The following is a 13,203-nucleotide window of genomic DNA, read 5'->3' as shown; positions in this document are numbered from 1 at the left end:
AAGGTTAAGGTCCTTTAAATGATAACCCCGAAGATTTTGACAACCTTCGGGGTTCACTATTTCGTCGAATTAATAAGAACCTACCAGAGCTTCTTAGGATATTTTCCTTCAGAAACTAATTTCTGAATGGAGGCCTGTACTTCTGGTTTGTCTTCGGGGTAAGTTACTCCGAACCAATCAGACGAGGTATCAAAAACCTTACATTTACCAACGCCTTCATTAATCATATTGCTCATGACAGTTGGAATGTAGAATTCGGCCTTTGGGGCATCGAAGTTTTTCTCTGCATAGGCCTCAAAATACTCTTTCGTTTTGGGAAAGGCAGAAGGCATAAAACCCCAGAAATTCATAGAAACAGGAGTATTATCTCCTAAAGTGACAGGATCTCCTTCGTCTAAGAAGACAATTTTGCCCTCCTCATTTCTAAGGATCTTGGTTCTTTCTACTACCGAGGTAAGGAAACCATTTTCATCTTGCTCGCATACACCTCTCGATACCGTACCGTTTTCAGATAAAGTATTTTTGACGTGATACCCTATCATGGCATGGACACCTTCATCAGTGTTTTGAGATAAGAAATCAGCCATTGTTTTGAAAGAATCTGCTCCGTAAAAATCATCTGCATTTATGACAGCGAACGGAGTATCGGTTTGCTCCCAAGCACAAAGCATGGCATGCCCTGTTCCCCAGGGTTTCGCTCTCTCAGCTTTTCCAAGACTGTCTGGTACATAGCTTTGAAAACCCTGTATGGCGTAATCATAATCAATTTTACCTTTCAATTTCGGCCCAAAAACTTTCTCAAAATCCTCCCTGAGTTCTTCTCGGATGATAAAAACTACTTTACCGAATCCTGCTCTGATAGCATCAAAAAGGGAGTAGTCAATAATTGTTTCACCATTTGGCCCAAAAGCGTCTAATTGTTTAATACCGCCGTAGCGACTGCCCATTCCGGCAGCTAAAATCAATAATGTGGGTTTTGTCATTTCGTTAAAACTGTATTTGCCGACAAAAATAGGAATCTATCTTGGTTTCAGGCTGTGCTGCATTAAATTTGGCATGTTTTAAAAATCGCTAACCCATTTACATATGACCAATAAATTAAGGCAGTCAGTTTTATTGCTGCTTTTACCACTTCTTTCTTTCGCACAGGACTTCCCTTTAAATCCAATGTCTCTTGCTGATTGGCAAGCTGTTAAGGGAAAATGGTCTCCTGCCGGAGATATATCAATTCATCCGCTGAAAAATCAGATATCTGTAGAAAGCGGAAATTCTATATTATATGCCTCTGGATTAGCCGAATTGGAAACAGTAAAGCCATTCGGCGATCTTAAGCTGGAGTTTGAGTTTTTGCAGTCAAATGAAGCCCAGGCGTCACTACTACTTGGTGGCGGAATAGAAATCAATTTGGGTAACTCGAGTTCCGGCAACAAACCTTTTATCGGAACTGTCAAAGGTTCTTCTCAAGCACCTCAAAATGTTTGCAAAGCTACCGGCCTATGGCAAAAAGCAGAAATAACATTTGTAATGGGCAAGGAAGGTACGCCTGCCATTCTGGAAAAGCTGAAAATCAATGGAATCATCATCCATGAGAACGTTTTCAATTGGTCTTTGGAACAAAAAACAAGTCCAATCAAGATCGCACTAAAAAAAGGAACGCTTGCCGTGCGAAATATGGCTGTCTCTGAATACGGAGATCATAGACCTATTAACATCGGGAATATCAAATATTCTCTGGAAGAAACCTTTAATTTCAAGAAAAGCGAAGCTCCGGATAAAACGCCGCCAACTACTGGTGTACTTGATGAAATTACGTATCGTGTTCCACACGATTTCAGACAATACTTATTGACACTCAAGGGTGATTTAGAGGTAGAAGAAGCCGGAACTTATGCTTTTACTATTGAATATCAGGGTATTGCCATTTTTGCCATCGATGGAAAGCAAATAGCCGGTTTTGATGATTTCAATTACCGCGTTCCGTCTTCAGGTCTGGTTGAGCTTTCTAAAGGTACTCACCATTTTGAGTACAATTACACCAAAGCCTGGTGGCCGTCTGGTCTCGGCTTATTTGTGTCAGGGCCTACATTCAGGCCTTATCCGCTTCATGGTGTAAGTGCCTTGCCTGATTTACAGACTACGGGCGGCATTTTTATAGAGCCAACGGCTGAAAAAGCCACTTTAATTCGTTCTTTCATGGAATTTGGTGATGAGAAAAAAACGCAGGTTATTTCCGTCGGTTCTCCTCAGAACCGTCATTTCTCCTTCGATTTAGGTAGCGGAGCTCCACTTTACGGATGGAAAGGAAATTTCGCGGACGTTACTGAAATGTGGTATGAAAGAGGAGAACCTCAGATTATCAAGCCTTTGGGTCAAACTATCACTTTTAGTGGTAAGAATGCTTTTAAAATTGAAGAAAACTCTGAAAGTCTGAAGCTTGATGAATACTACCTTGATTCGAAAGGCATTCCAACTTTCAATTACCTTTTAAACGGTCAACTAGTTTCTCAAAAATTGATTCCTGAAACCAAAGGCATGACCATTGAAATAGGATCAGAAAGCAATATGGCTCTTTATCTTATTGTGTCTGCTAAACAAGTAAAGAATTTAGGGGAAGGACTCTATCGTACTTCAGATTATTTCATAAATGTGCCCGAAGGAGTAAAAGTGACAGAAAAAAAGGTGGGTGACCAAACGGAGCTTTGGGCAGTAGCCAATGAACTGCAATCCTTTGAAATCATCTGGTAAGAAAAAGAACATATTTCGGTGGTAGAGCTTTTTTGATGAAAAGGCTGTAAAACCACCTTTTGAATAGAAAACATCATGAAATTGAGAAATATAACATTCATTATTCTTTTGATTTTTTCCCTCTCAAACGCCTTTTCTCAGGCATTGACGGAGGATGACTATTATCAAATTGTCACTATTCCAACCCCTGAAGGCGTAGAATTGGAAGTAGGAGGAATGGTACTAATGCCAGATGGTAGTCTGGCAGCCTGTACACGTCGCGGTGAGGTATGGAAAGTAGACAATCCTTACATGTTTGGAGGCGGCAAGCCTGTATTCACCAAGATTGCTGAAGGTCTTCATGAGCCATTGGGTTTGAATTATATCGATGGAAAACTGTGGGCCACGCAAAGAGGAGAAGTGACTATTCTTCATGATGATAACTCTGATGGTCAGATAGATCGCTTTCAGCAATACTATCAATGGCCACTTTCGGGCAATTATCACCAATACTCTTACGGACCTGAAATCACCAAAGACGGGAAAAAGCTTTTTACCCTTAATCTGGACTGGATTGGCCACGGTGCTTCTCAAACCAAGTGGAGAGGCTGGATGTTTACTCTGGACGATGAAGGTAAAATGGAGCCTTGGGCTACAGGATTGCGTTCCCCTGCGGGCTTTATGGTGAACGACGAGGGTGATATTTTTTATGCAGAAAACCAGGGCGACTGGGTTGGCTCAGGCCGTGTGACACATCTTGAAAAAGGTGACTTTGCAGGTAATCCGGCTGGATTAAAATGGGCTGATGACCCTACCTCACCTGTGAAGTTAAGAACTGAGGACATTCCGGATACCGGTCAACCATTATTTGAGGCAGCACAGAAAGTAGAAGGTATTAAAGCTCCGGCAGTTTGGTTTCCGCATACGTTGATGGGCATTTCTACCTCAGATATGGTGCAGGATTTGAGTGGCGGTAAATTCGGGCCGTTCTCCGGTCAGTATTTTGTAGGTGATCAAGGGCACTCTAAAATCATGAGAATGTCGCTTGAAAAAGTGGACGGAGTTTATCAGGGAGCCTGTTATCCGTTCAGAGAAGGCTTTATGTCAGGTATATTACGCATGGAGTGGGGCTTTGATCAATCCATGTTTGTTGGTCAAACCAGTCGTGGCTGGGCCGCTACGGGCCGCTCAGAATTCGGGCTCCAGCGTTTGGTTTGGAGCGGTAAAACACCATTTGAAATTAAGAGCATAACATCTGCATCTGATGGTTTTATTCTTGAATTTACAGAGGAAATCAATGAAGAAAAGGCCTATAATCCGTCTAGTTATGATATTCAAAGTTTTACCTACAAATATCATCACACTTACGGCAGCCCGATCATCAACCAAAGAGAGGTGAAAATCAAAGGAATCGAACTCTCAGAAGATAGAAAGACGGTGCATTTAGCTGTTGATACTATGCGTTTAGGTTATATTTTCGGAATAACGGCTGAGGGAATTACCAATGATAAGGATGAAAATCTACTACATAATGTCGGGTACTTTACCTTGAACCGTATCAATAATACTGTGGCACCATTAAATCTTGATTTCTATGCGGTTGCAGAAGAGACGATGGAGCATGATCATGCTTCAATGGATATGCCGACTGATAAGCTTATTAGTGAAAAGAGGATAAATGAAATGCCGGCTTCATGGAATGGAGAAGTAGATGAAACTATCCTGATCGGTACCGTTCCGGGTTTAAAATTCGACACAAAACTGATTCAGGCCAAAGCGGGCAGCAGGGTTAAAATTGTGTTTCAGAACAATGATGACATGCTACATAACCTGCTGATTGTAAATCCGAAAACAGTAGAGAAAGTAGGACAGGCCGCCTTAAACATGGGCCTCAAGGGACCAAACATGGGTTATGTCCCTGAAATGGAGGACGTATTGTATCATACCGGCATTCTTCAACCCGAAAGCTCAGAAACCATCTATTTTCAGGCACCAAAGAAAAAAGGTGACTATCATTTCGTCTGTACTTTCCCGGGGCATTATACCGTGATGAACGGGATTTTCAGAGTTAAGTAAGCCTTTAAAAAGGTTTTTAAACCATTCATAGAAAACCTCAAGTCTGTATTTCAGGCTTTTTCATAGTTTGGATACATGCTTGAGGTTTCTTCATTTCAAAAAAGTTATCATGAACATCTTATTCTCGATGTTCCTCAATTAACCATTCCAAAAGGTGTTTCCTGGTTTGAGGGAGTTAATGGCTCCGGAAAATCCACTTTTTTTAAGGCAGTTGCAGGCATCATTCCTTTTGAAGGAGAAATTGCTTTAAAAGGTTTAAGTCTTAAACAAAACACTGTAGAATTCAGAAGAAAGGTCAATTACAGCTATGCCGAACCACGTTATCCTGCCTTTCTATCCGGGAAAGAGATTATTGACTATCATCAGAAAGTCTATCAATCTGACGGATCGGAGGTTAAAATATTAATAGAGTCTTTTGGTGTAGAGAAATACTACGAAACACCTATCGGGAATTATAGCAGCGGAATGCTGAAGAAAATAAGTCTTATCTCGGCTTTGATCGGCAAACCCGATTTACTACTGCTTGACGAGCCATTGACGACCATTGATGCCGCTTTTCAAAATTACCTGCTGGCTTTTTTAGCAGAGCAGGAATGCAATATTCTTATTGCTTCGCATCATTCCTTACCTGCAGGCCCTCTGAGAGTCAGTCACCACTTTTTAGTGGACAAGATGACCATTAAACAGGTAAGCTAATGTTACAGAGAACCTTAGTCAGGGAGTATTACAGGCAAAATGTTGCTTTTTACCTGTTTCTCCTTCTTTTCTGTTTCGGATTTATGAGTGGTCAGGAGCATCGTCAGCTCATTACAGTGATTATGGCTCGTCCGGCACTTTTAATATTTGTGGGGCTGGCCTGGTTTTTCCATGTTCTTAAAAGTGCTCTGTTTGTTCATCAGACACTTCAGGAGCAGGAATATGCTTTTCTTCAGGATAATTCAATCTTACCATTTAAACACAAATGGACTTCATTACTAGCTCTCCAACTGAACTTAAATTTACCTTTCGCACTTTATGCAGCGGCTATGATGACTTTGGGACTGATGAATCAAAACTACATCTCTGTGGCTTTGGTTATTTCGGTAAATCTCGTTCTTCTTTTTGCCCCGGTAATCTGGTTAAACAGGCGTTTTTTGAATTTTAACAAGGAAATAGGGATCACGAAATATTTCAAATTTCAATTTATACCCAAGCACCGGATTTTTTACTTCGTTCGTTTCCTGCTTAATGAAAAGTGGGTACTGTATGTAAGTATGAAAATTTATTCGGTCTTTTTCATTGTCGCGGCAGCACGACTTTTTCCTACCGATGAATACGACTTTAGGCTACTAGGTTTGGGTGTTTTTCTGGGTTCGGTTGGCTTATTTCCGTTGGGTGTTGAGAAAATCAACTTTGAGAGCCAGAAGCTCGGCTTTGAACGCAATTTGCCTTTTGACCAGGCCAGCAAGTTCACTTCTATTGTTTTAGAAGCCTTTGTATTGATTATCCCTGAAATCATACTTATTGCCTATAATTGGTTTGATAAAGTAAGTCTTTTCCAGCTAGCCGGTGCTATTTTGTATTTGCTGGCTGCTCTTACCTTTTGGTACTGTATTCAATACAGTTCTTTTGCTTCCCGAAAAGACTTCAACAGTAAGATGTTCTTTGTGGCTGTATTCCAATTTTTGTTAGTGATGTTTAAAGTGCCTTTATTACTTTCTGCCATTATCATTTTAACGCTTTCCGGGTTTATCGTTCGACGGAATTATTATAACTTCGAGCTTTTGCAATCAGACGATAAATGAGGCTCCTGACCCTGTTTTTTATACTCTTTTGGTTTACCACACAAGCTCAAAAAACATTTAAGCTTAGTGGGGTTATTGAAAATGCAGAAGAGAGGCAGTTACAAATCACTCTTTACCGAAACTGGGTGGCTCCACCTGAAGAATACACGCTTCAGCTGAACAATGAAAATGCGTTCTACTTCAATACCGCGATTGATCAAATCGCTTATCTCGATATCCACTACGGGCTATCCGGATTGTTATTTCAAATTATAGAGCCGGAAGATGATATCTATTTAAAAGCGGATGGTCTTGATTTCTATAACTCTCTTCACCCTCAGGGGAAAGGTTCTGCTAAATGGGTTTATTATCTCAATCAGCGGAAGAAATTTGTAGATGAAGCAAAGCCGGCACTCTTTGAGGTTCTCGTTGAAAAGCCTGAAACATATCTTCAAACGGTAAATAGCTTAGAAAAAGAAGAAATAGAATATCTGGAGAAATTTAAAGCTTATTTTTCGGAAGATTTTTTTAGATTGAGGCGTGCTGATATCATTGGTAAAGCCAACCACCTGAGGTTAGATTATTTCTTAGATCATCCACCAGCAGGTTCATTATTCGATGAATTTGAGCTTCAAACGATTGCTGCAGGACTGCAAAGTAAGTCCTTTGAATTTGGAAATTTTATCGAACGCTTACTAACTGCCCATCAGCAAAAGCAAGGTTTAACGTCTTCTGTTGATCCGGTTTCTGAGTATAATTTCATTAAATACAGTTTTGAGTCAAATTTGATTAATAAGGAAATCGCAGAAAGGCTCATGGCCGCTCAATTGAGCCTGATTTTGGATATTCCCGATTATAGTTCTCAAAAAGGAGCTTTGCTTAAGGATTTTTCGGCTTTCAATAGCCAGAAAGGATTTGACAATTTCCTGAAGGAAAAGGCTGAGTTCATAGAAATGAAGGAAAATGGGGGAGAGGCACCCGCATTTACGCTTTCTAATACCTCAAATAAGTATTTTTCATTAAAAGATTTTCGAGGAGATTACGTTTTAATAGTGTTTTGGGCCTCATGGTGCGAACCCTGCTTTGAGGATTTGGACTATCTGCCACTGGTTGAAAGTTATTTTCGAAAAAAAGCTGACTTAAGAATTATAAATATTGCGGTAGATACCCCAGATGACTTTGCCGAAGTGGCCTCCAAAGGCTCATACGGTGGGCTCTCTGCCAGAGTAAGCCCGAATTCAAGGCTCTTGAAGCAATACGGAATTTCTACGGTACCTTCTTATGTTTTAATTGACGACGAAGGGAGGTGGGTAACTCAAGATTTAATGGCTCCGGCTATTGATGAAGGCAGAGGGCTGATCAAACAGCTTGAAGCAATTATGATAAAATAACGACGTGCTTTTCAAATGAAGAAATTGTTGATTTTGCTGCTTTTTGTAGCAGGAGTACCCATTTATGGTCAAAAGGCTTATTCACCAAGGGTATTTGTCAAAGAGTGTAAGAAGTATATCGGTACTCCATATAAGTTTGGAGGAAATGATCAGAGAGGAATTGATTGTTCAGGAGTCATATGCAACGCTTTCAGCACTTTTGACATTAAAATACCACGAGTGTCTCATCAACAGGCTGAGACTTTTCGTACGTTAAAAAAGCTAGAAAAGGCCCGAAAAGGAGATTTAGTCTATTTTAAAACCTCAGGAAGCCGCATAAACCACACCGGTGTAATAGTTAAGAAAAAAGGGAAGCGTAAAATATTGTTTTTACATGCTTCTACTTCCGGAGGTGTCAGAATTGACGATTTGGCATCTGACTACTGGAAGAATAAATTTGTAAAAGTGACCAGACCTATAGAATATCATAGATCTAAGTAATATGAATATGAAGAAAATCGCTTTTGTATTGTCCGTTATGCTGATTGCCGGCACTTTAGTAGCTGAAGCACAGTCACAGTATTTCGGGCAAAATAAACCACGCTACAAGAAATTTGACTTTGAAGTACTTCAAAGTCCACATATTGAATTATATCACTATTTTGATAACCGTACAGTGCCCGATCAGTTACTGGTGAATACAGAGCACTGGTATAAACTTCATCAGGAGGTTTTCAAGCTGGCTTTTATCAAGCCAAATCCCTTAATAATTTATAAAAATCATCCTGATTTTCAGGAAACAACTGCAATTGGTAGTACGATTGGAGAAGGTACCGGAGGAGTTACCGAGGGTTTGAGAACTAGAGTAGTGATGCCTGTGATGTACACTCACCGGCAGACCGACCACGTACTGGGCCACGAGCTGGTGCATGCTTTCCAATATCAAACCATGACCTATGGCTCAGATTCCACCTCTTTGGCCAATATTCAGAATCTTCCTCTTTTCATGGTCGAAGGCCTTGCCGAGTATATGTCCATAGGTCGTGAAGACTCTCATACCGCCATGTGGATGCGTGATGCCGTGCAAAATGACGATATTCCCACGATTGAGGACCTGGTTACAAAACAATACAAGTATTTCCCATATCGGTGGGGGCAGGCTTTCTGGGCTTACACTACAGCGACTTATGGTGATGATATCATCCGACCTTTATTTAAAGAAACGGCTATTTATGGAATAGAGGCTGCTTTTAAGCGTATTTTTAAGATGGATATTGGACTATTCTCAGCGAAGTTTAAAAAGTCTTTGGTTGATAGTTATAGTCCATTAAAAGAAGGAAAAGAGATCGAAGTCAGAGGTTCTGCAATTGCCTCCAAAGAGGATGGCGGCGAAATGAACCTGTCACCGGCCATTAGCCCTGACGGTAAGTATGTTGCCTACATTTCATCAAAAAACGTATTGTCTATTGACATTTATATTGCTGAGGCGGCCACGGGTAAGGTAATCAAGCGAATCCCCAGCAGCTCTTTTGCCGGTCACGTGGACTCTTACAGCTTTATTGAAACAGCCGGATCCTGGTCACCGGATAGTAAGAATCTGGCCATTGTGGTGCAGTCAAAAGGAAAAAATAAACTCAGTATTATCAATGCTGCCAGAGGGTCAAACAAGATTTATACCCTGAAAGGAGTTGATTCTTTCACGAATCCGGCCTGGTCACCTGATGGAAATACTGTCGTGGTTTCCGGCTTAATGGAAGGTTTTTCAGACTTGTACAGTTTCAATCTGAAAACAAGGGAAGTAAAGAATCTTACCAATGATGAGTATTCAGATATTCAGCCTTCCTGGAGTCCTGATGGTCGTTACGTTTATTTTGTTTCAGACCGTGGAGATAGTGAAGGAAGACTTGAAAAGGCCAGTTTGTCTATCAGTCGATATGAAATGAGTAGTGGCAAAATTGAAAATTTCGATATTTTCAAAGGAGCCGATAACTTCAATCCTGTCGCTGATCCATCGGGCAAGAATATTGTTTTCATCTCTGATCGTGATGGCTTTCGCAATTTGTACAAATACAATATTGAAGAAGATAAAGCCACGCAGTTGACGAATTTCTACACCGGGGTTAGCGGAATTACCATGTATTCACCAGCCTTCAGCATGGCTGCCGAAACAGGCGAGTTGGCCTATACTTATTTCTTCAATGGAGCTTATACCATCGCCAAAGCTGGTGAAAATGATTTATTAAATATCCCGGTTGAAAATGAGGTTAACAAAATAGCTGGTATTTTACCACCATTTGAGTGGGAAGAAGGACGGAATCTTGTTCAAAACAACCTTGAAAAAGAAGGGTTGGTGTCCAGAACCAGAACTTCTGTTTTCAACGAAAAAGCCTATCAGGGTAAGTTTAAACTTGACTATCTGGCAAATTCAGGTCTTGGTGTTTCTACATCCCGTTTCGGCACAGGTCTTGGTGGTGGTATCACCGGTCTTTTCAGCGATATGCTGAATAATAATCAATTGGGTGGTACATTGGCTCTAAACGGTGAAATTCAAGACTTTGGAGGTCAATTCTTTTATTTAAATCAGACACGTCCTTTACAGTTTGGTGCATCGGTCTCGCACATCCCTTACCAGTTTTTTGGAGGGACAGATTATGACATTCTGGATACTTTGACTAACACCGGGGGGATAGATTATTATAACGCGGTTGTCAATCAGCGTATTAACCGCCTGTTTATTGATGAGGTCTCAGTTTTTGCCTTCAGGCCTTTTTCGAAGTCCAAAAGGATTGAAGCAGGTACCTCTATGAGTTTCTACAACTTTTCAGTAAGAGAGTATCCTGAATATGCTCAAATCGCCATTGACCCTTCAGGTTATCTGTATGATTACCGCCCTTTTGCTCAGGATAGGCCTGTTAAACTTGACCCATCAGATTTTGGACTGGAGCCCTTTAGATTAAATCATGTCTATGGAGCTTTGGTAGGTGATGATGCCACTTTTGGTACTGTTGCTCCTTTGAATGGCTATCGTTATCGTTTCCAGGTGGGGCAGTATTTCGGAACCACATCTTATACTGATCTTTTGATGGACTTGAGGAAATATCAATATGTGAAGCCGTTTACCATTGCCGGTCGTTTGCTTTACAATGGCCGACTAAATCCTCAAAATCTGGACTTCCTGAACCAAATCAACCCACTTTATCTGGGCTTCCCCTGGTATATGCATGGTTTTTATGGAAATGCCTTCAGCAAGCAAGCGGCAACGGGTGAAATAACCCAAAGTGCTTTGATGGGAGAGCAGTTGGCAGTCGCCAATTTTGAAGTCAGACTACCTTTTACAGGACCGGAGCAGATTGCTTTGATTCCTTTTCAATACCTACCAAGTGATCTCAACTTTTATGTGGATGCCGGTTTAGTATGGTCAAGAGAGCGACAAATTGGAGAAACCTATGGTCTTCAAAGCTTCGGGAATTCCTTAGTCAATTTCAAGACTGACCCCATCATTACTACTGGTTTAAGTTTGAGAATCAATGTTTTAGGTTATTTGATCTTAGAACCATATATGGCGGTGCCATTTTATAACGGTGGGAAGAAGCCTGTAGTGACTGGAATGAATTTTATGATTCCGGGCTGGTAGTATTGCAAATATCAAAAGCGTTCTGCTATATTTGCAGCCGCAATGGGGGATTAGCTCTCCCGATATCTATCGGGAGGCTAGAGCTCAAAACAAGGGGGATTAGCTCAGTTGGCTAGAGCGTTTGACTGGCAGTCAAAAGGTCGCAGGTTCGATTCCTGTATCCTCCACCAAAAGCCTGAGTCGTAAGATTCGGGCTTTTTCATTTTCTGTGAGAGTGTAGTCAAAAGGTCGCAGAACTGGGCGTTCCCGTTCTATTCCTGTATCCTCCACAAAAAGCCTGAGTCGCAAGATTCGGGCTTTTTCGTTTCTAGGGATTTGGCAGTCAGAAGGTCGCAGAACTACGCGTCCCTGTTAGATTCCTGTATCACATACAAAAAGCTTCGGAAGAAATTCCGGGCTTTTTCGTTTTCAGGGGAAATTGGCAGTCAAAAGATCGCTGAACTGGGCGTCCCCGTTCCATTCCCGTATCCTCTACAAAAAGCTTCGGAAGAAATTCCGGGGCTTTTTCATTTTCCGGCAGAGGGCAGTCAAAAGATCGCAGAACTAGGCGTCATATTAAGGAAGGTTGTTTGGCCAATTAGTTGTAAGCCTGCAACTCCTCAATCAACTTGTTATTCTCCGTCTGAGTACCGATACTGATTCTCAGGCAGTCATCACATAGAACGACGTTTGAGCGGTCTCTTACAATTACTTTTTTGTCGAGAAGGTAGTTGAAAATGGCTTTGGCATCGGTGAATTTCACCAGAAGTTGGTTCGAATCAGAAGGAAATATATGACGAACAATGCCCAGTTCCATCAGCTTTTTGAAAAGCTTCAATCGTTCTTTGAGGATTTTCTCCACGTAAGCGTCTTTCTTTTCTACGTTATCAATAGCCTCAGAAATAATGCGTTGTGACTGCAAATTCAGGTTATATGGATATTTGATCTTGTTCAGCATCGCAATCAACTCCGGCTGACCAAAGGCCATTCCCACACGTAAACCGGCCATTCCCCAGGCTTTGGAGAAGGTTTGCATGATAACCAGATTTTCAAATTCTGACAGTCGGTTGATATAAGAAGGTTGCTCCGCAAAATCAATATAGGCTTCATCAATCACGATGATGACTTCAGGGTGCTGATTGAGCAATTTTTCGATGATATAGCCCTCAATCAAATTACCCGTAGGGTTGTTTGGCGAACAAATCCAGATGATTTTGGTAAGCTCATCCACAATTCGAGCAATTTCCTCAAGATTAGGCTGATAGTTCCCGGTCAGATTAGCCTTCCTGACTTCTACCTGTTGAATATCAGCACAAACCTGATACATGCCGTACGTAGGCGGCAGTATGATCATATTGTCTCTTTTCGGCTCACAAATGGCCTTTATAAGAAGATCGATAGCCTCATCAGAGCCATTTCCGAGAAAAATTTGCTCCGGTTTACAATTTTTGAGAGCAGCCAGTTTCTCTTTGATTTCCCATTGATAGGGGTCAGGATACCGGTTTAAATCCTTACCGGCCACCGAACCAAAAGGGTTTTCATTGGCATCCAGAAAAACTCCTTCCTTGCCTGAATATTCATCCCGGGCAGAACTATACGGTTTTAAAGACTGAAGATGCTCACGAATCAATTTTTTGTAAAGCGACATTGGGCGACC

General features: G+C 41.2%; 9 protein-coding genes and 1 tRNA gene. 8 read left to right on the top strand and 2 right to left on the bottom strand.

Translation table 11 applies throughout. The annotated features are described in order from the left end of the window. Nucleotides 1-80 precede the first annotated feature (80 nt). Nucleotides 81-983 (bottom strand): nucleotidyltransferase family protein, encoded by a 903-nt coding sequence (locus tag AFM12_RS03225; RefSeq protein WP_055143852.1) that lies wholly within the window; start codon nt 981-983, stop codon nt 81-83. Nucleotides 984-1,086: 103 nt separating this feature from the next. Here AFM12_RS03225 and AFM12_RS03220 point away from each other — a divergent pair, with 103 nt between their 5' ends. The 8 genes from AFM12_RS03220 (at nt 1,087) to AFM12_RS03185 (ending at nt 11,737) form a co-directional block, all read left to right on the top strand. Continuing rightward, nucleotides 1,087-2,745, top strand: a complete 1,659-nt coding sequence (locus tag AFM12_RS03220; protein ID WP_055143849.1) for a 3-keto-alpha-glucoside-1,2-lyase-like domain-containing protein — start codon at nt 1,087-1,089, stop codon at nt 2,743-2,745. Between the two features lie 75 nt (nt 2,746-2,820). Further along, complete coding sequence (locus AFM12_RS03215; RefSeq protein WP_055143846.1) at nt 2,821-4,800, top strand: auracyanin family protein; 1,980 nt, start codon at nt 2,821-2,823, stop codon at nt 4,798-4,800. A gap of 75 nt (nt 4,801-4,875) precedes the next feature. Further along, the gene (locus AFM12_RS03210; RefSeq protein WP_055143843.1) at nt 4,876-5,496 is read left to right on the top strand and encodes an ABC transporter ATP-binding protein; all 621 of its coding nucleotides are present in this window, start codon (nt 4,876-4,878) and stop codon (nt 5,494-5,496) included. Beyond that, nucleotides 5,496-6,584 carry a hypothetical protein gene (locus tag AFM12_RS03205; protein WP_055143841.1) on the top strand — a complete coding sequence of 363 codons (1,089 nt, stop codon included), beginning with the start codon at nt 5,496-5,498 and terminating at the stop codon, nt 6,582-6,584. Before AFM12_RS03210 ends, AFM12_RS03205 begins: the two co-directional genes overlap by 1 nt. Beyond that, nucleotides 6,581-7,954 carry a TlpA family protein disulfide reductase gene (locus tag AFM12_RS03200; protein WP_055143839.1) on the top strand — a complete coding sequence of 458 codons (1,374 nt, stop codon included), beginning with the start codon at nt 6,581-6,583 and terminating at the stop codon, nt 7,952-7,954. The genes AFM12_RS03205 and AFM12_RS03200 overlap by 4 nt, the downstream gene beginning before the upstream one ends. A gap of 15 nt (nt 7,955-7,969) precedes the next feature. Continuing rightward, entirely contained in the window at nt 7,970-8,434 is a 465-nt protein-coding gene (locus tag AFM12_RS03195) for a C40 family peptidase (protein WP_055143837.1), read from the top strand. 7 nt (nt 8,435-8,441) lie between these two features. Continuing rightward, nucleotides 8,442-11,567 (top strand): beta-propeller domain-containing protein, encoded by a 3,126-nt coding sequence (locus AFM12_RS03190; RefSeq protein WP_165492334.1) that lies wholly within the window; start codon nt 8,442-8,444, stop codon nt 11,565-11,567. A 93-nt stretch (nt 11,568-11,660) separates the two neighbouring features. Further along, nucleotides 11,661-11,737: transfer RNA gene (locus AFM12_RS03185), tRNA-Ala, on the top strand. 407 nt (nt 11,738-12,144) lie between these two features. Here AFM12_RS03185 and hisC read toward each other — a convergent pair. Beyond that, nucleotides 12,145-13,194, bottom strand: coding sequence for a histidinol-phosphate transaminase (hisC, locus tag AFM12_RS03180; protein WP_055143833.1), 1,050 nt, complete (start codon nt 13,192-13,194; stop codon nt 12,145-12,147). Nucleotides 13,195-13,203 lie beyond the last annotated feature (9 nt).

This window comes from Jiulongibacter sediminis, assembly GCF_001306455.1.
Lineage (GTDB): Bacteria > Bacteroidota > Bacteroidia > Cytophagales > Spirosomataceae > Jiulongibacter > Jiulongibacter sediminis.
This window is presented reverse-complemented; position numbering and strand designations above follow the sequence as displayed.

Bases quoted from the DNA above. Each gene is read 5' to 3' on its own strand.
- AFM12_RS03205 (WP_055143841.1), top strand. From the start codon at position 5,496: ATGTTACAGAGAACCTTAGTCAGGGAGTATTACAGGCAAAATGTTGCT.
- AFM12_RS03195 (WP_055143837.1), top strand. From the start codon at position 7,970: ATGAAGAAATTGTTGATTTTGCTGCTTTTTGTAGCAGGAGTACCCATT.
- AFM12_RS03220 (WP_055143849.1), top strand. From the start codon at position 1,087: ATGACCAATAAATTAAGGCAGTCAGTTTTATTGCTGCTTTTACCACTT.
- AFM12_RS03215 (WP_055143846.1), top strand. From the start codon at position 2,821: ATGAAATTGAGAAATATAACATTCATTATTCTTTTGATTTTTTCCCTC.
- AFM12_RS03210 (WP_055143843.1), top strand. From the start codon at position 4,876: ATGCTTGAGGTTTCTTCATTTCAAAAAAGTTATCATGAACATCTTATT.
- AFM12_RS03225 (WP_055143852.1), bottom strand. From the start codon at position 983: ATGACAAAACCCACATTATTGATTTTAGCTGCCGGAATGGGCAGTCGC.
- hisC (WP_055143833.1), bottom strand. From the start codon at position 13,194: ATGTCGCTTTACAAAAAATTGATTCGTGAGCATCTTCAGTCTTTAAAA.
- AFM12_RS03200 (WP_055143839.1), top strand. From the start codon at position 6,581: ATGAGGCTCCTGACCCTGTTTTTTATACTCTTTTGGTTTACCACACAA.
- AFM12_RS03190 (WP_165492334.1), top strand. From the start codon at position 8,442: ATGAAGAAAATCGCTTTTGTATTGTCCGTTATGCTGATTGCCGGCACT.